This window comes from Streptococcus oralis SK304 (assembly GCF_000287715.1).
GTDB lineage: Bacteria > Bacillota > Bacilli > Lactobacillales > Streptococcaceae > Streptococcus > Streptococcus oralis_Y.
Genome location: NZ_ALJN01000006.1, coordinates 269330 through 288020, shown reverse-complemented (window position 1 = coordinate 288020; position 18691 = coordinate 269330). Strand labels below are relative to the sequence as shown.

Below are 18691 nucleotides of genomic sequence, written 5' to 3'. Positions count from 1 at the left end.
TTGGTTCTCTCCTTTTTCAAAGGAGAAATGATACCGCTTACCCATGTATGCGGATGAAAGGAATAGGAGAAAGATGGATAGACATTTTTTTGAGAAACGCTGTCACTATAGTATAAGAAAATTTGCAATCGGTGCAGCCTCCGTTATGATTGGTGCTAGTATCTTTGGCGCCAATATGGTTCAGGCGGCAGAAACAGCAACACCTTCAGAGACAGAGGGAAGTATTACTCATGTTCAAGCCTTGGATAAGTTACCAGATGATTTAGCCGCTGCGCTTGAAAAGGCGGATGCAGAAGCTACAACAGAAACAAGTCATGAAGAAACTCCAGCGACTGATGAGGGAACCAATCCTGCAGCAAGTGAAGAGGCAAAACCAGAGACAAGTCCTGCAAGTCCCAAGCCAGCAGAAACGCCCAAACCGGTTGAAACACCAAAGGCAGACAATCAACCTGCGGAAACCACTACACCAGCAGAAAAACCAGCTGAAAAGACAATCGAAGATAGAGAAGATGTCAACCATCTCGAGGGTGCTACTGCCCAGGTGAGCAACCATGAGACTGGGACAAACTTTACTGCAGATAAGGCCATTGATGGAGATGACAATACTCGTTGGGCAACAGATAGAGATGTACCAAAACCAACCTTCGAATTAACTCTTCCAAAAACTACCCTCATCAAGCATGTAGAAATAGACTGGGATCGTCGTCTTCGTAATGGGCAAAATGATCCCAATATCAAATCTTGGAGTCTCTACTACGCAGGTCAAGAAGACGTGGGCGCTAACGGAGAAAAACAATGGAAACTCGCTCATACCAAAACCGGAGAACCTGTTTTAGACGAGAAAGTTGACCTAGCTGACAGTATCCAAGCTAAGTACCTCAAATTGGAGGTCAATGATTACCAAGCTGGCACAATGGGTTGGAGAAATGTTGGAATCCAAGAAATTCGAGCTTATTCAAACGTTCCGGACCATAGTAAGGTAACGGATATCCGCCAAGTAACCGAACTAACAGTAGCAGAAGACGGACAGTCGCTTGTTCTACCAACTTTACCAGGGAAAGTTAGCCTTATAGGAAGCAACAAGCAAGGTGTGATTGACCTTCAAAATCACATCTATAAGCCTTTGACAGACCAACGCGTTAAGGTTATGGTGCAGCAAATCAAAGACAGCCATACTTTCACTAAGGAATTTGAAGTAGTCATCAAGGGTCTACATCAGGACGAGGGTGTAGGTGTCAAACCAAAAGTAGCACCAGCTGTTCAACAATGGTATGGGAAAGAAGGCCAATCTTCTATCACTTCAGATACAGTCCTTGCGACAGGAGATTCAGGATTTGATCAGGCAGCAACCTTCTACCAGTCAGACCTTGCCAGCCGTGGATTGGAACTAGCAACAGGTGACAAGCAAGCTCAAAAACGAATCGAATTTAAAAAGGTTGAAAACAAGGGTTATGGTAAAGAAGGGTATGGCATCACTATCCAAAATGATGTGATTACCATCGAAGCTGCCACAAACACAGGAGCCTTCTACGCCACTCGTACTCTTCTTCAAATGGGAGAAAGTAACCTCCAAAATGGCGAAATTCGTGATTTCCCAAGCTTCAGTCACCGTGGCTTTATGCTAGATACAGGTCGTAAATTTATCCCTTATGACACCCTTGTAGACATCATGCTCAACATGGCTTACTACAAGATGAATGACTTGCAGTTGCACCTCAACGATAACTATATCTTCCTAAAGGAACACTTGGCAGGTAAGAATCTAACACAAGAAGAAGAGCTTAAGTATGTTCTAGAACATGCTAAGACAGGTTTCCGTGTGGAGACAGACATTGTCGGTAAGAATGGACAAAAACTGACATCAGACGAGCATTATACCAAGGAAGAAATGCAAAATCTGATTAAACTTGCTAAGGCCTTGCATATCAACCTAGTTCCAGAAATTGACACGCCAGGTCATGCTTTATCATTTGTCAAAGTCCGTCCAGATCTCATGTATCAAGGAAGTCTGAGCGATTACAGAGGTAAACATAACGTAGAACGCGTAGCCATGCTCGACCTAGATAATAAATACGATGAAACGCTAGCTTTTGTCAAATCAGTTTATGACAAACTCCTCGATGGTCCAGATGCACCACTTCATGGGGTATCCACTGTTCATATCGGAACGGATGAATACTATGGCAGCAGAGAAAGTTATCGTCGCTATGTCAATGACCTTATCAAATACATTAAAGGAAAAGGCTATACCCCTCGTATCTGGGGTTCGCTCAGTGCGAAACGAGGGAACACCCCTGTTGATTGGAACGGAGTAGAAGTTGATATCTGGAGCATCGGATGGCAACGACCAAATGAAGCCATTGCTCAGGGAGCTAAGATTATCAATATCACGGATGTACCGACCTATAGTGTGCCAAGTGGAAGCAATAGTCAAGCAGCCTACGGGGACTATGCTAACTACGAACGTCAGTACAATAGCTGGACACCAAATGATTTTAGAACAGGTGGAGGTCCACTTCTACCAGCTTCTCATCCAAGTATCCTTGGTGGTGGTCACGCAGTTTGGAATGATAATATCGACCTTCATGAGACAGGTTTGACCTCTTATGATATCTTCAAACGCTTCTTCAAGAGCATGCAAACCACTGCAGAACGCACCTGGGGATCTGACCGTGCAGCTGCGACCTTTGCAGAACGCACCCTACCAACGAGCCCTTATGCGCCACAGTCAAATCCTGATAAAGAGATTGATCAAAGCGACTTGTTTACCATCAATTCTGAAACAGTCAAGAACTATGCAAGTAAGAAAGTGAAGGCAAGCGAACAGGGATTGGATTTTGAGAAAGATAGCAGTATCGAAGGCTTGGCTGGTGATGTTGGTCCAAGTCACGTCTTGAAGTTTGATGTAACTGTCACTGGAGACGGGGAACAAACCTTCTCAACAAGTGGGGACAATCGTATCTATCTAGCTGATAAAGATGGTTATCTTGCTTATCAATTTGAACAGTTCCATATTCAATTCAATAAAAAACTTGAAAAGAACAAACGTTATCAAATCTCTATCGTGACCAAACCACAATCAACCGAAGTCTATGTGGATGGTGAAAAGATTGAGCGTATTGCAAATCCAGCCCACCCTCGCTTTGCCCACAATAGCTTGGTACTACCGCTTGAAAGCATCGGTGGTTTCAAAGGAATCTTGCATAATGCAGAGTTGTCAGACAAACCATTTGTAAATCCTCGTTTGATTTCAAATGATAAGATTACAGCAACCGCAAGCAGTCAGCAACTTCCAGGAAGCGCGACTGAAGGCGCTGTTGAAAAGGCCTTTGACAATGATCCAAATACCTTCTGGCATACTAAATGGACTGGTGACACTGCGCCATACACTCTTACTATGACCTTGAAAGAAGCAGAAAAAGTCAATGGCTTGACTTATCTCCCACGCCCAGGTGGTGGAAATGGTGTTGTGACGCGCTACGAAATCTACGCACAAAAAGATGGCCAAATGGTCAAGGTTTCAGAAGGAAACTGGGACAACAACGCCCAAGAAAAAACAGTCAACTTTGCGGCGGTAGATACCAATAAGATTGAGTTGAAAGTATTGGAAGGCGTTGGTGGTTTTGCAAGTGCAGCTGAAGTTCATCTATTAAAACCTGTGAAAGAAGAGCAAGAAACGCCTGCACCAAGTCAACCAGAAAAACCAACTACACCTGAAAAACCAAATGTAGACCAAACTGGTGATGGAACAGTTGAATTGGCAGCTCAATTCACTGCAAGTAAACCAGCTAGCGAAGACAGCATTGTGGCTGCCAGCAAGAGCGCAGACTATCTCAAGAAAGAGTACAAGGTCTTCCCAACTCCACAAAAAGTAACCTATGGCGAAGGTGTTACAGCCCTTCGCAAGCAAGTCAATCTGGTCATGGGCGATCAACTCGATATCTATACTCGCAATCGCTTGAAGAGTGTCTTGCAGGACAATCAAGTATCTTATACAACTGGTAAGGCAGCAATCGCTGGTGCAACCAATATCTATCTTGGAGTGCACGGACAAGGTTCACAAGCAGAGCAAAACTTGTCCAATGTTTCAGCAGGTCTCTTTGACAAGATTGACGCCTATGTCTTGAGCATCAAGGATAACTCGATTTCCATCGTCGGAAAAGATACAGATGCGGTCTTCTATGGTTTGACAACCTTGAAACACATGCTCAAGGAAAGCCAAGTGCCAGTCCTTCGCAATGTGACAGTAGAAGATTACGCAGAGCTCAAGAACCGTGGTTTCATAGAAGGTTACTATGGAAATCCATGGTCGAATGCCGATCGTGCAGAGCTCATGCGTTACGGCGGCGATTTGAAATTGAACCAATACTTCTTTGCACCAAAAGATGATCCATACCACAACAAGAAATGGCGTGAACTCTATCCAGAAGAAAAACTAGCTGAAATCCGTGAACTTGCTCGTGTCGGAAATCAAAGTAAAACTCGCTATGTCTGGACTATCCATCCATTCATGAACAACCGCATCCGCTTTGGCAATGAAGCGCATTACCAAGAAGATTTGGCAACCATCAAGGCTAAATTTACCCAGTTGATGAAAGTGGGTGTCCGCGAATTTGGTATCCTTGCAGATGATGCTCCAAGCCCAGTCGGAGGCTACAATAGCTACAACCGCTTGATGCAAGATATGACCAAGTGGTTGACTGAAATGCAGGGAACTTACAGCGGTCTTCGTAAAGAAATGATCTTTGTTCCTGGCCAGTATTGGGGTAATGGACGTGAGGATGAGTTGAAATCCCTCAATGAAAATCTCCCAAGTTCAACATCTATGACCTTGACGGGTGGTAAGATTTGGGGTGAAGTCTCTGAAAGCTTCCTTTCAACTCTCAAGAACAATCTATCCGCAGGTGGCAAGACTTATCGCCCAGTTTCACTTTGGATTAACTGGCCTGTAACAGATAACTCTAAACAACACTTGATTCTAGGTGGTGGTGAGAAATTCCTTCATCCAAATGTAGATCCAAGCTTGCTATCTGGTATCATGTTGAACCCAATGCAACAGTCTGAACCATCTAAGATTGCCCTCTTTTCAGGAGCTCAATACTCGTGGAAACAGTGGAAATCAGAAGAAGAAGCTAAGAAAATCAATGACATTGCCTTCAACTTTGTAGAAAATGGTCATTTTGAAGATAGCAAGGTATCAGCAGCCTTCCGCGAACTTGGTAAGCACATGATCAATCAAAACATGGATAATCGTGTCGTCAAACTGGAAGAATCAGTTGAATTGGCTCCAAAATTGACAGACTTCATGACCAAGCTCAAAGCAGGTAAGGATGTGACTGCCGAACGTACAGCCTTGCGTGCAGAATTTGCCAAGATTAAAGAAGCAGCCGAACTCTATAAAGCATCAGGCGATAAAAAAATGGTCGCCCAAATCCACTATTGGTTGGATAATGCAATCGATCAAATGAATGCTCTCGATGCCTTCCTTACAGGAACTGAAGCCATGGCTACAAACGATGCAGCCAAACTTTGGGATAGCTACTATAAAGGTTTGAAATTGTACGAACAGTCTCAAACTCACACTTTCCATTATGTAGACCATATGGAAAAAGCTGAATTGGGTGTTCAACATATTCGTCCATTTATCCTATCCTTGAAAGAAGTTCTAGCGTCTGAAGTTCAAAAAGTCTTGCATCCAGACCAAATCATCAGCACCTTTATCACCAATCGAACAGGTGTAGAAGGTGGTTTGGCAGAAGTGACGGATGGCGACTTGGCAACCCATGCGATTATTAAATCACCAAACAGTATCAAGACAGGTGATTATATCGGTATGAAATTCAACAAGCCGGTATCAATCCAAACCTTGACCTTTGCAATGGGAACGCAGGCAAATCCACGTGATACCTTTAGTAAGGCAGAAGTGCAGTATCAAGATGAAAATGACAATTGGGTAACCTTGAAAGAGCCAAGTTATGTCGGAAATGAATCCCTTCTTAAGTTTGAAAATCTCAATATCAAGGCTAAGGCAGTTCGCATGATTGCGACAGAGAATCGCGAGAACACCTGGTTTGCAGTTCAGGAAATTGCAGTTAACCGTCCAGTTGAAAAAGCTCGTAGCCAACAAGCAACGACAGTTAGTCTAAGCTCAAACTTAGTTTACAAACTAAATACCTCAGCCCGTCAAATCACTGATGGCAAGGACAATACAGAAGCCATGATGGCAAACGCTGACGGTAGCAATACCACTCCAGTAGATGCTTGGGCACAACTTGACCTCGGTGAAGTCAAGTCAGTCACTAAAGTTCGCCTTCGCCAAGGAACGGGTGATAAGCTTGCTGCAGGTGTACTTGAGTACTCTACAGATGGAACTGCATGGCAAGAGTTGGATCGCCTATCAGGAGAGCAAACCAAGGAAGTGACCAGAGCGATCAATGCTCGTTACATCCGAGTCCGCAATACCAAGGCTCTCGACCTCTGGTGGCGTATCCAGAACTTCTCTGTTGAGACACGCTCTGGAAATAGTGAGTTAACAGACACCAACGTGGAATCATTGAAGGAAACGCCGGTAGTGGATAGCTTAGGCAGTTACGAGCTTCAAATTCCAGCTGGAACCAAACTCCCTGCTCATAGCTATCTAGGTATGAAGCTTGACCGTATCCATCAGATCAAGAGCATCCAGCACCAAGGCCAAGTCAATCCAGCTCTTAGCCTTGAGTACTCTGCAAATGCGCAAGAATGGACGCCGGCTAGCCAGTTGACAGACAGAACTGTCGCAACCCACTTGGTTCGTTATGTGCGTCTGGTCAATAAAACAGATCAGGAACAAGCTGTGACAGCCACTTCTTTCCTTGTGACAACCAAAGAAGTGCAACCGACCAAACTAGAATCTACAACTATGGGAATTCACCCAACATACGGAAGCAATGATGTTCGTAAACTGAACAACCTAGATCAACTATTTGACGGTGTTTACAACAACTTCGTTGAGTTTTCAGACTACGCCCATAAAGATGGTCACGTAACCTTGAAACTTGGTAGCGAACGTACCATCAAGAAGATTAGAGCTTACATCCAAGACGGAACTCAAAACTATCTTCGTGATGGTAAGATTCAAGTCAGCCAAGATGGTAAAACTTGGACAGATGTCGTGACAGTAGGAGATGGTGTGGCCAATAGCCAACACGATGATTCATTGACAGATGGTTGGACACATGATTCTAAGATGCCAGGAAATCGCTACATCGAAGGTGAATTGACGACACCAGTCAAAGCTAACTATCTCCGTGTCCTCTATACGGCAGACTATGATGCCCGTTTTGTAGGTTTTACAGAATTGGTCATCAACGATGGTGAATTTGTCAAACCAAACAATGATCCAACAGTAGAAGGAAGTAGTGGAGAAAGCCAAGGCAACCTTTATAATAATCTTGTAGACGGCAAAGTCTTGACCAGCTACAAGTCTGAAAAAGACAAGGGCGAATTGGTGTATCACTTGTCTGAGCCAACTAATGCCAACCATCTTCGTCTTGTCTCTAGTCTTCCTGAAGGAGCGAAAGCACGCATTCTTGCTAGAACACTCAAGGATGGTCAAGACAGCTGGACAGACCTTGGTGCCATTACATCTAGTCTCCAAACCTTCGCTATCCGAAATGGTGGCTCTCTTCTAGACGTCAAATTAGCCTGGGAAGGTGGCAAGGCCGAGTTTTATGAATTGGCGAGCTTCTATCAAGAATTAACAGAAGAACCGGTTCAATCAAGTAAGGGTGAAGAGCCAGCACCCGTTCTTGAGGTTCCTGAATTCACAGGTGGTGTGAATGCGGTTGAAGCGGCAGTGCATGAGGTACCAGAATACACAGGCCCACTTGGAACAGCCGGAGACCAAGCCGCTCCAACTGTAGAGAAACCTGAGTTCAAGGGCGGTGTCAATGCAGTTCAAGCCTTGGTACATGAGCTTCCAGAGTACACGGACCCAGTAGCAACAGTAGGCGACCAAGCCGCTCCGACAGTAGAGAAGCCTGAGTTTAAGGGTGGTGTCAATGCAGCTGAAGCCTTGGTACATGAGCTTCCAGAGTACACAGGACCATTATCGACAGTAGGCGATCAAGCCGCTCCAACTGTAGAGAAACCTGAGTTTAAACTTAGCTCTTTAGCTTCCGATCAAGGTAAGACGCCAGATTATAAGCAAGAAATAGCTAGACCAGAAACAGCTGAACAAATCTTGCCAGCAACTGGTGAGAGTCAATCTGATTCGGCCCTCTTCCTAGCAGGTGTTAGCCTAGCCCTATCCGCTCTCTTTGTAGCAAAAACAAAGAAAGACTAGTATTCAACAAAACCTCTTAACAAGATTACAAAATCAGTTTCTCATCTTTTCCAATGAGGTTTATAGTACGCAGAAAGCCTGAGAAGATTTCTTCTCAGGCTTTTGCTAATCATATAAATACGATACTGCTATGAAAAAATCACCCAGAATACTCTGGGTGATAAATGTTATGGTTGTGCTGGTTGCGGATTCTGGTTTTGTTGGCCAGGGGTTGTATTTGATTGTTGCGTATTATTGTTAGGATTGGTAGTCGTACTATTATTTGTGCTTGTATTTGTGCTTGGAGTAGTTGAGCTTGACTGAGAAGTCGAGCTCTCAGATGTTGAGCTAGAACTTTCAGGTGTTGGGGCTTGCTGAGGAGCAGGTGTAGTCCATGTAGAACGAGCACCATTTTTAAAGACAAATTCTCCACCTCTGTAGAGTCCTTCTGGCATAGTCCAGTCACCAGGATGATCATCTTCAGATAGATAAGTTATCATCGAACGGTAAACCTTAGCAGCAACATAGAAGCCATCACCAACGATAGGAGTAAGGCGGTTCGAGTAACCAGTCCAAACGGCCATTGAATATTTACGAGTATAGCCAACGAACATTTCGTCCGGAGCTACATAACCCGTATTTTTAATGTAGTTTTCAATCTCATCATCTGTATAGTTTGACGTACCAGTTTTACCAGCTTGTGGTAGCCAAGGGAGGTAGGCTCCTCGACCAGTTCCGTATGCCAAAACGGTTTTCATCATATCTGTCATCATATAGGCTGTCGTTTCTTTCATAGCACGTGTACCAGAATCAGAGAATTCTTTTGAACTGCCATCACTAAAGACAATCTTATTGATATACATAGGTTTGCGGTAGATACCGCCATTGGCAAAAGCAGCATAAGCCGCAGCCATCTTCTCGCTGCTTGCTCCATACTTTTTGTCAGATTCGGTTGTATTACTTGAAATAGCATTAGCATAGTGTATGCTTGGGTAGTCAATACCGAGTCCATTTAGAAACGTCTTGGCACGATCGAGCCCTACTTTCTCTAGCGTTTCTACAGCCGGTACATTCCGTGATTGCTGGAGAGCATACTGGAGTGTTATGTTTCCAAAGTAACTCTTATCCCAGTCATAGACAGGGGTAGAGGTTCCGGGGTAATTATAAGGACTATCGTGAACAATCGAAGCAGTTGAATCATAAACGCCGTATTCCAAAGCAGGAGCATAGTCTGTAATAGGCTTCATGGTAGAACCCCAGTCACGGTTAGTTTCTACAGCCTGGTTTATTCCAAAGGAAACGTTACTTGATTGGTGGCGAGCACCTAATTGGGCAATGACTTTCCCGTTTGTGACATCAACGATAGTAGAGGCCACCTGTAACTCATCATCTGGATAGTTGACATACTCGTCCGTATTGTAAATATCCCAGAGACGTTGTTGGACCTTAGAATCAACGTTTGTGTAGACTTCCATACCCGTAGTTAAAAGGTTGTAACCTGTTTCCTGTTCAACTTGGTCAATCACCTCTTTGAGGTAATTATCCATGTATGGAGGATAACTGTTAGCTGATTTTAGGCTTTGAAGTCCATCTGTAATCGGAGTATTAATCGCTTTTTCGTATTGTTCGGCTGTAATGTAACCTTGCCCCTTCATCTCAGAGAGGACGAGATTACGGCGTTCTTGGGCGGCTTCCGGATGCGAGTATGGATCATACTGGTTTGGAGCCTGAGGCATTCCGGCAAGGAGGGCCAATTGAGGGATACTCAAATCTTTGAGGTCTTTGCCATAGTAACTTTGAGCAGCCGTTTGCATTCCGTAGTTCCCGTTTGACATGTAAACCTTGTTGATGTAGTAGGTCAAGATTTCTTGTTTAGTCGCTTTTTGTTCTAGCTGGACGGCGAGCCATGCTTCCTGAGCCTTACGAGAAAGGGTTTGGTCAGAAGTTGACGTAGAGAAATAGGTTAACTTGATCAACTGCTGCGTCAAAGTTGAAGCTCCTTGAAGGCCTCCGCCACCACGAAGATTTCGTAGGGTAGCACCTAGGATACGGATAGTATCGATTCCTCGGTGATTAAAGAAGCGATGGTCTTCAATCGAAACAATAGCGTTGACCAAATCGGTCGGTATTTCGTTTGCTTGCGCATTGACTCGACGTTCTGATCCAAGATCAGCGATGAGTTCATCGTTATTGTCATAAATTTTGCTGGACGTTGTAGCGACCAGTTTACTTTCAGATAGGGCTGGAGCATTGCTAACATAGTAGAGAAAGAGACCTCCGCCCAGCATAATAGCTGCGATAAATACAGTTAAGAAGCAGATACTGATATATTTAGCTATTCGCAGGATAGTTTGTTTGTTCATCTTGTTTTACCACCTAGTAAATGTTCTTTGATAATATCGAGATAGGGAATCTGGGGAAAGGCACCCAGCTCAATCCTGTATCCATTTTCTCGAATATATCCAAGTGGCATTGACTTTTGTCCCTTATCTTGATGATAGAAACGAATCAGGTCAACAGCCGGCAATAAATAAGTTTCTTGCTGAGAAGCAAAGTGAAGAAGGACAAAGCAGATTCCTCGCTGGGCAAGGACCTGTTCCATATGCTGAATCTGATGGTGATGGAAATTCTTCATCGGAATCGCATGTTTTTGCCTAGTTTCCTTTGCTTCAAAGTCGATGTAATATCCATCATAAACCCCTGAATAGTCTGTGGTTGAAGCTTGTCTGAAGTAGGCTTCAACGATCTTGGCTCGACTTCGTTGGGGATAATCGACACGTACGATTTGGATGGGAGTCGGTTTCTTGTGAATCACTGCTAACCCATGCGACAAGTAATAATCGTTCGTAGCATTAATCATCTTTTCAAAAGACATTCCCCGATTTGCGAAATTTTTAGTTTGTGACGGGGGAGCTAGTCTCTTCTGTGATGAAATTTTATGTGGATAGTTGACCATAATTCTCCTTATTGGTACAATAACATCACTCTATTATATCATAAATTTACAAAGAAAGGGTTAAAAATGACAACAGCCTTGATTTCAGGTTATTCTGCCTTCGACCTTGGTCTCTTTAATGACAAGGATATTCGCGTTGATATTATCAAAACAGCTATTCGGAGAGACCTGGAGCGTCTAGCAGAGGAAGGGGTGACCTGGCTTGTCTTTACTGGGGCTCTGGGCTTTGAGTACTGGGTACTTCAGGTGGCGAAAGACATGAAAATAGACTATGGATTTCAGCTGGCGACCATTTTTGATTTTGAAACCCATGGTAGTAACTGGAATGAAGCCAATCAAGTGAAGTTGAGCGAATTCAAGCAAGTTGATTTTGTTAAATATGCCTATCCACAATATGAACACAAGGGACAACTACGTGATTATCAGAAATTTTTACTGGAGAACACAGATATTTGCTATCTTTTTTATGATGAAGAAAACAAAACTAAGTTACAATATTTTTACCAAATGATGAAAAATCAAGCGGACTATGTTACAAGGCAATTAACATTTGAGGACTTGAATGAACTAGCAGAAAATTTTTCTGAAAAGTAACCCTTTGACCTTGATTTTTACTTGTCTTTTTTTATATAATAATACTAGTAACCCAGAATGGAGAGAGACATGGCAAGTATTATATTTTCAGCGAAAGATATTTTTGAACAAGAATTTGGACGTGAAGTACGTGGATACAGCAAAGCAGAGGTAGATGAATTCCTCGATGATGTGATTAAGGATTATGAAACCTACGCAGCTTTGGTCAAATCCCTTCGTCAAGAGATTGCCGATTTGAAGGAAGAATTATCTCGTAAACCACAGGTGGCTCCAACTCAACCAGACTCTATTGAAGTAACAGCTTCTACTTCAATGACAAACTTTGATATTTTGAAACGCTTAAATCGTCTCGAAAAAGAAGTATTTGGTAAGCAAATCTTAGACAACCAAGATTGATAATTGACTAAGGAATGAGTGCAATTTTTGGATAATCGCGTGAAGAGGTTCTCTTTTCATGAGGAAAGTCCATGCTAGCACAGGCTGTGATGCCTGTAGTGTTTGTGCTAGGCGAATCCATAAGCCTAGGGACGAGTGATCGTTACGGCAGTCGAAATGGCTAAGTCTTCGGATAGGTCAGAATAGGCTTGAAAGTGCCACAGTGACGGAGTCTTTCTGGAAACGGAGAGAGTGGAACGCGGTAAACCCCTCAAGCTAGCAACCCAAATTTTGGTCGGGGCATGGAGTGCACGGAAACGAACGTAGTACTCTGACTGCTGGCAGCTTCATGCTGTTAGCGGTAGACAGATGATTATCGAAGGAAGTGGTCCTAGTCACTTCTGGAACAAAACATGGCTTATAGAAAATTGCATATAGGTTGGGGCTGAGAAATCTTTCTCAACCTCATTTTTTAAAGTGAACAAGAGAAAGGTCTTGCAAGACTAGAAATGAAAGAACAATTTAATTTAATCGCAACTGCTGCGGCGGGTCTTGAGGCTGTCGTTGGACGTGAGGTGCGAGATCTTGGTTATGATTGTCAGGTTGAAAATGGGCGTGTCCGCTTCCAAGGAGATGTGAAGGCAATCATTGAGACCAATCTTTGGCTTCGCGCAGCGGATCGCATCAAGATTGTAGTCGGAAGTTTTCCAGCTAAGACTTTTGAAGAGCTTTTTCAAGGCGTTTTTGCTCTAGATTGGGAAAACTATCTCCCGTTAGGAGCACGTTTCCCGATTTCAAAGGCCAAATGTGTTAAGTCTAAACTTCATAACGAGCCCAGTGTTCAGGCTATTTCTAAGAAAGCTGTCGTGAAGAAATTACAAAAACACTATGCCCGCCCAGAAGGAATTCCCTTGATGGAAACTGGTCCTGAGTTTAAGATTGAGGTATCTATTCTGAAAGATGTGGCAACTGTCATGATTGACACGACAGGTTCTAGCCTTTTTAAACGAGGTTATCGTACGGAAAAGGGTGGAGCGCCAATCAAGGAAAATATGGCAGCGGCCATTTTACAACTATCTAACTGGTATCCAGACAAGCCCTTGATTGATCCGACCTGTGGTTCAGGAACTTTCTGTATCGAGGCGGCTATGATTGCCAGAAAGATGGCACCAGGCCTTCGCTGTTCCTTTGCTTTTGAGGAATGGAACTGGGTCAGCAATCGGTTAATCCAAGAGGTCCGTACTGATGCTGCTAAGAAAATTAATTGTGAGATAGAACTGGATATCATGGGCTGTGATATTGATGCTCGTATGGTAGAAATTGCCAAGGCAAATGCCCAAGCAGCAGGTGTTGCAGGAGATATCACCTTTAAACAAATGCGGGTACAAGATTTGCGCACTGACAAGATCAATGGCGTTATCATTTCCAATCCACCATATGGGGAGCGTTTGTCCGATGATGCAGGAGTTACGAAACTTTATGCTGAGATGGGACAGGTCTTTGCACCACTGAAAACCTGGAGTAAGTTTATCCTGACGAGTGATGAAGCTTTTGAAAGTAAGTACGGAAGTCCAGCGGATAAAAAGCGAAAACTCTATAACGGGACCTTAAAAGTAGATTTGTATCAATACTTTGGTCAGCGTGTGAAACGCCAAGAGGTAAAATAGAAAGGTAAAGTCATGAGCAAGAAAAGACATGATCGTCATAAAAAAGAACAGCAAGAGCCACAATTCGACTTTGACGAAGCAAAAGATTTGACTGTTGGTCAAGCAATTCGTAAGAATGAGGAGGTTGAGGCTGGAGTATTGCCTGAAGACAATATCTTGGACAAATACATCAAACAGCACCGCGAAGAGATCGAGGCAGATAAGTTCGAAACTCGTCAGTTTGAAAAAGAAGAGTTGGCTTCTACTCAAAACTTAGAGGAATTGATCCAAGAAGTTCGTGAAACAAGTGAACTTTCTGGAGAGGTAGAAGAGTCAGATGTAGTTATTGAGAAATCTATTGAAGAGATAGACAATGAAGAAACTACTCAGTTTGTTCCCCCACTTCAAGATGAAGAAAGTGCTGAAATAGAGCCTCTTATTTTAACAGAAACAGCATCCAAGGAAATGAATGAGGAAAATGAGGAACAAGAAGAAACCTATACTTCCCTATCACGATCAGTACAGACGGAACCTGAAACAGGCCCTAAAAAGAAACGTGTGATTACCATCGTTTCTGTGGTAGCTGCAATTCTTGTTCTTGCTGGGACGTATTATGTTTACCGTCAGGTATCTCGTTCGAACCAAGAAATCCAGTCTTCTCAATCATCCTCAGGAAATCAAGAATCGCAAGAGTTCAATACGCTTTATGATTCCTTCTATACGGATGCCAATAAGACTGCTTTAAAAAATAGCCAGTTCGATAAGTTGAGCCAGCTAAAAATCTTGCTAGATAAGTTAGAAGGTAGCCGTGATTACACACTAGCTAAGTCAAAATACGATAGCCTAGCAACTCAAATCAAGGCCATTCAAGATGTCAATGCCCTCTTTGAAAGTCCAGCTATTACTGATGGTGTCTTGGATACCAATGCTAAAGCCAAGGCGGATGCTAAGTTCACGGAAGTTAAAACGGGAAATACAGAGCTTGATAAACTGTTAGCTCAGGCGATTAGCCTTGGTAAGAGTCAACAAACAGCTCCTTCAAGTTCTAGCACGAGTCAAGCAAGCTCAAGTTCAGCTACAGAAAGCAGTGCAAGTAGTACGACACCTTCAACAAGTACCACAGCACCAGCTAGAGATACAAATGGTGGTTTATCTGGCGATGGGGTTAATCTTCAAAGAAGTGTTAGTCGTGTACCCTACAACCAATCAGCTGTAGACGATAGCAATAACCCTGCTTGGACGTTTGCAGATGGTGTATTGGAACAAATCCTAGCAACCTCACGTGCTCGTGGCTATATCACTGGCAACCAATACATTCTCGAACGTGTCAATATTGTAAACGGAAACGGCTATTACAACCTTTACAAACCAGATGGAACCTATCTTTTCACTCTTAACTGTAAGACTGGATACTTTGTCGGTAATGGAGCTGGTCACGCAGATGATTTGGATTACTAGGAGTCCGTTACAAAATTCTTTCCTTTCATAGGTAAAAATGATAAAATAAAACATATTAAACAAGAGGAGTGTCACATGACAAAAGCTAACTTTGGTGTCGTTGGTATGGCCGTAATGGGTCGTAACCTTGCCCTAAATATCGAATCTCGTGGTTATACAGTTGCCATTTACAACCGTAGTAAAGAAAAAACAGAAGACGTAATTGCCTGCCATCCTGAAAAGAACTTTGTGCCAAGCTATGACGTTGAAAGCTTTGTAAACTCAATCGAAAAACCTCGTCGTATCATGCTGATGGTTCAAGCTGGACCTGGTACAGATGCAACTATCCAAGCTCTTCTTCCACACCTTGATAAGGGTGATATCTTGATTGATGGAGGAAACACTTTCTACAAAGATACCATCCGTCGTAATGAAGAACTAGCAAACTCAGGGATCAACTTTATCGGTACTGGAGTTTCTGGTGGTGAAAAAGGTGCCCTTGAAGGTCCTTCTATCATGCCTGGTGGACAAAAAGAAGCCTACGAATTGGTTGCGGATGTTCTTGAAGAAATCTCAGCTAAAGCACCAGAAGATGGCAAACCATGTGTGACTTACATCGGTCCTGATGGAGCTGGTCACTATGTGAAAATGGTCCACAACGGTATCGAGTATGGTGACATGCAATTGATCGCAGAAAGCTATGACTTGATGCAACACTTGCTTGGCCTTTCTGCAGAAGACATGGCTGAAATCTTTACTGAGTGGAACAAAGGTGAATTGGACAGCTACTTGATCGAAATCACAGCTGATATCTTGAGCCGTAAAGATGATGAAGGTCAAGATGGACCAATCGTAGACTATATCCTTGATGCTGCAGGAAACAAAGGAACTGGTAAATGGACTAGCCAATCAGCACTTGACCTTGGTGTGCCATTGTCACTGATCACTGAGTCAGTATTTGCCCGCTACATCTCTACATACAAAGAAGAGCGTGTACATGCTAGCAAGGTCCTTCCAAAACCAGCTGCCTTCAAGTTTGAAGGTGACAAGGCGGAGTTGATCGAAAAGATCCGTCAAGCCCTTTACTTCTCAAAAATCATCTCATACGCACAAGGTTTCGCCCAATTGCGTGTAGCTTCTAAAGAAAATAACTGGAACTTGCCATTTGCGGACATCGCATCTATCTGGCGTGATGGCTGTATCATCCGTTCTCGTTTCTTGCAAAAGATCACAGACGCCTACAACCGTGATGCAGACCTTGCAAACCTTCTCTTGGATGAGTACTTCTTGGATGTTACTGCTAAGTACCAACAAGCAGTGCGTGATATCGTAGCTCTTGCTGTTCAAGCAGGTGTACCAGTGCCAACCTTCTCAGCAGCCATCACTTACTTTGATAGCTACCGTTCAGCTGACCTTCCTGCTAACTTGATCCAAGCACAACGTGACTACTTTGGTGCCCACACTTACCAACGTAAAGACAAAGAAGGAACATTCCACTACTCTTGGTATGACGAAAAATAAGTAGGTCTGCCATGGGGAAACGGATTTTATTACTTGAGAAAGAACGAAATCTAGCTCATTTTCTCAGTCTGGAACTTCAAAAAGAGCAATACCGAGTCGATTTGGTAGAGGAGGGGCAAAAAGCCCTCTCCATGGCTCTCCAGACAGATTATGACTTGATTTTACTGAATGCTCGTCTGGGGGATATGACAGCCCAGGATTTTGCAGAGAGGCTTAGTCGGACAAAACCAGCCTCAGTGATCATGGTCTTGGACCATCGCGAAGAATTGCAAGACCAGATTGAGACAATCCAGCGCTTCGCCGTTTCTTACATCTATAAGCCAGTGATTATTGATCAGCTGGTGGCTCGTATTTCAGCGATTTTCCGAGGTCGGGACTTCATTGACCAACACTGTAGTCAGATGAAGGTCCCAACGTCTTACCGCAATTTGCGTATGGATGTAGAACATCATACCGTTTATCGTGGCGAGGAGATGATTGCTCTGACGCGCCGTGAGTATGACCTTTTGGCCACTCTCATGGGAAGCAAGAAGGTCTTGACTCGTGAGCAGTTGTTGGAAAGTGTTTGGAAGTACGAAAGTGCGACAGAGACCAATATCGTGGATGTTTATATCCGTTATCTACGTAGCAAGCTTGATGTAAAAGGTCAAAAAAGCTACATTAAAACCGTGCGTGGTGTCGGTTACACCATGCAAGAATAGAAAGCAGTTGCAGTTTTGTAACTGCTTTTTTTGAGAAGTTTCTATATATTGACATACAATAAAGTCTTTGCTACAATCAGTTATGGAGGAAAGATCTAATGAAAAAATTTAAAATAATGATGCAAGTTGGACTAGCCGTCTTTTTCTTTGCTTTGCTGGCGACAAGCACAGTATTGGCGGATGATGCTTATTCAGAAGGCTGGCAATTTGTCCAAGAAAATGGTAGAACCTACTACAAGAAGGGGGAACTCAAAGAAACCTACTGGCGAGTGATTGATGGTAAGACCTATTATTTCGATCATGTATCAGGAGAGATGGTTGTCGGCTGGCAATATATCCCGTTTCCATCTAAAGGTAGTACAATTGGTCCTTACCCAAATGGTTTAAGATTAGAATATATGCCAATGCCAAAATGGTATTACTTTGGTCAAGATGGGGTACTACAAGAATTTGTTGGCAAGCAAGTTTTAGAAGCAAAAACTGCTACAAATACCAACAAACATCATGGGGAACAATATGATAGTCCAGCAGAGAAACGAGTCTATTATTTTGAAGATCAGCGTAGCTATCACACTTTAAAAACCGGTTGGATTTATGACGAGGGTCATTGGTATTATTTACAGAAGAGTGGTGGCTTTGATGCTCGTATCAACAGTTTAACGGTTGGGGAGCCAGTGCGTGGTTGGGCCAAGGATTATTCTCTTCTATATGATGAAGAGGAAATAAAAGCGGCTCCATGGTACTACCTAGACCCAGAAACTGGCATTATGCAAACGGGTTGGAAACAACTTGGCAATAAGTGGTACTACCTCCGTTCATCAGGAGCCATGGCAACTGGTTGGTACCAGGAAGGCTCAACTTGGTATTATTTAGACGAGCCAAATGGCGATATGAAAACGGGCTGGCAATACCTTGGGAACAAGTGGTACTATCTCCGTTCATCAGGATCTATGGCAACTGGTTGGTATCAGGAAGGTTCGACTTGGTACTACTTACATGCAAGTAATGGAGATATGAAGACAGGCTGGTTCCAGGTCAATGGCAAATGGTACTACGCTTACAGCTCAGGTGCTTTAGCAGTGAATACGACCGTAGAAGGCTATTCGGTCAACTATAATGGCGAGTGGGTTCAATAATGAAAGAGGCGATTGTGAAGGAA

Annotated in this window: 10 protein-coding genes and 1 other RNA gene; 9 read left to right on the top strand and 2 right to left on the bottom strand. The window is 43.3% G+C overall.

Features of this window, described 5'->3' with window-relative positions; translation table 11 throughout:
• Positions 1–73: 73 nt before the first annotated feature.
• Positions 74–8323: an SIALI-17 repeat-containing surface protein gene (locus HMPREF1125_RS04630; RefSeq protein ID WP_000373812.1), complete on the top strand. Its 8250-nt coding sequence runs from the start codon at positions 74–76 to the stop codon at positions 8321–8323.
• A gap of 167 nt (positions 8324–8490) precedes the next feature.
• Here HMPREF1125_RS04630 and pbp1a read toward each other — a convergent pair whose 3' ends face one another.
• Both pbp1a and recU read right to left on the bottom strand, forming a co-directional pair.
• Positions 8491–10665 carry a penicillin-binding protein PBP1A gene (pbp1a, locus tag HMPREF1125_RS04625; protein ID WP_001041851.1) on the bottom strand — a complete coding sequence of 725 codons (2175 nt, stop codon included), beginning with the start codon at positions 10663–10665 and terminating at the stop codon, positions 8491–8493.
• Positions 10662–11258: a Holliday junction resolvase RecU gene (gene recU / locus HMPREF1125_RS04620; protein ID WP_000248754.1), complete on the bottom strand. Its 597-nt coding sequence runs from the start codon at positions 11256–11258 to the stop codon at positions 10662–10664. The genes pbp1a and recU overlap by 4 nt, the downstream gene beginning before the upstream one ends.
• A gap of 66 nt (positions 11259–11324) precedes the next feature.
• On the opposite strand from recU, the gene HMPREF1125_RS04615 reads away from it, so the two are divergent.
• From HMPREF1125_RS04615 to cbpF, 8 genes are all read left to right on the top strand, one after another.
• Positions 11325–11852 carry an SLOG family protein gene (locus HMPREF1125_RS04615; protein WP_000205318.1) on the top strand — a complete coding sequence of 176 codons (528 nt, stop codon included), beginning with the start codon at positions 11325–11327 and terminating at the stop codon, positions 11850–11852.
• Between the two features lie 69 nt (positions 11853–11921).
• Positions 11922–12248, top strand: a complete 327-nt coding sequence (gene gpsB / locus HMPREF1125_RS04610; protein ID WP_000146528.1) for a cell division regulator GpsB — start codon at positions 11922–11924, stop codon at positions 12246–12248.
• A 23-nt stretch (positions 12249–12271) separates the two neighbouring features.
• Positions 12272–12653, top strand: an RNA gene (gene rnpB / locus HMPREF1125_RS12490) — RNase P RNA component class B.
• A gap of 83 nt (positions 12654–12736) precedes the next feature.
• Entirely contained in the window at positions 12737–13894 is a 1158-nt protein-coding gene (locus tag HMPREF1125_RS04605; RefSeq protein ID WP_000662903.1) for a THUMP domain-containing class I SAM-dependent RNA methyltransferase, read from the top strand.
• A 12-nt stretch (positions 13895–13906) separates the two neighbouring features.
• Complete coding sequence (gene mapZ, locus HMPREF1125_RS04600) at positions 13907–15331, top strand: cell division site-positioning protein MapZ (RefSeq protein ID WP_000039113.1); 1425 nt, start codon at positions 13907–13909, stop codon at positions 15329–15331.
• Positions 15332–15406: 75 nt separating this feature from the next.
• Entirely contained in the window at positions 15407–16831 is a 1425-nt protein-coding gene (gene gndA, locus HMPREF1125_RS04595) for an NADP-dependent phosphogluconate dehydrogenase (RefSeq protein ID WP_000158772.1), read from the top strand.
• An 11-nt stretch (positions 16832–16842) separates the two neighbouring features.
• A complete protein-coding gene (locus tag HMPREF1125_RS04590; RefSeq protein WP_000518005.1) occupies positions 16843–17532 on the top strand; it encodes a response regulator transcription factor in 690 nt (229 codons plus the stop codon).
• A gap of 98 nt (positions 17533–17630) precedes the next feature.
• Positions 17631–18668, top strand: coding sequence for a choline-binding protein CbpF (gene cbpF, locus HMPREF1125_RS04585; RefSeq protein ID WP_000713619.1), 1038 nt, complete (start codon positions 17631–17633; stop codon positions 18666–18668).
• The last annotated feature ends 23 nt before the right edge of the window (positions 18669–18691 follow it).

What these genes read in the sequence shown, in the direction of transcription:
- HMPREF1125_RS04630 (WP_000373812.1), top strand. Translation starts at nt 74, where the DNA reads ATGGATAGACATTTTTTTGAGAAACGCTGTCACTATAGTATAAGAAAA.
- pbp1a (WP_001041851.1), bottom strand. Translation starts at nt 10,665, where the DNA reads ATGAACAAACAAACTATCCTGCGAATAGCTAAATATATCAGTATCTGC.
- recU (WP_000248754.1), bottom strand. Translation starts at nt 11,258, where the DNA reads ATGGTCAACTATCCACATAAAATTTCATCACAGAAGAGACTAGCTCCC.
- HMPREF1125_RS04615 (WP_000205318.1), top strand. Translation starts at nt 11,325, where the DNA reads ATGACAACAGCCTTGATTTCAGGTTATTCTGCCTTCGACCTTGGTCTC.
- gpsB (WP_000146528.1), top strand. Translation starts at nt 11,922, where the DNA reads ATGGCAAGTATTATATTTTCAGCGAAAGATATTTTTGAACAAGAATTT.
- HMPREF1125_RS04605 (WP_000662903.1), top strand. Translation starts at nt 12,737, where the DNA reads ATGAAAGAACAATTTAATTTAATCGCAACTGCTGCGGCGGGTCTTGAG.
- mapZ (WP_000039113.1), top strand. Translation starts at nt 13,907, where the DNA reads ATGAGCAAGAAAAGACATGATCGTCATAAAAAAGAACAGCAAGAGCCA.
- gndA (WP_000158772.1), top strand. Translation starts at nt 15,407, where the DNA reads ATGACAAAAGCTAACTTTGGTGTCGTTGGTATGGCCGTAATGGGTCGT.
- HMPREF1125_RS04590 (WP_000518005.1), top strand. Translation starts at nt 16,843, where the DNA reads ATGGGGAAACGGATTTTATTACTTGAGAAAGAACGAAATCTAGCTCAT.
- cbpF (WP_000713619.1), top strand. Translation starts at nt 17,631, where the DNA reads ATGAAAAAATTTAAAATAATGATGCAAGTTGGACTAGCCGTCTTTTTC.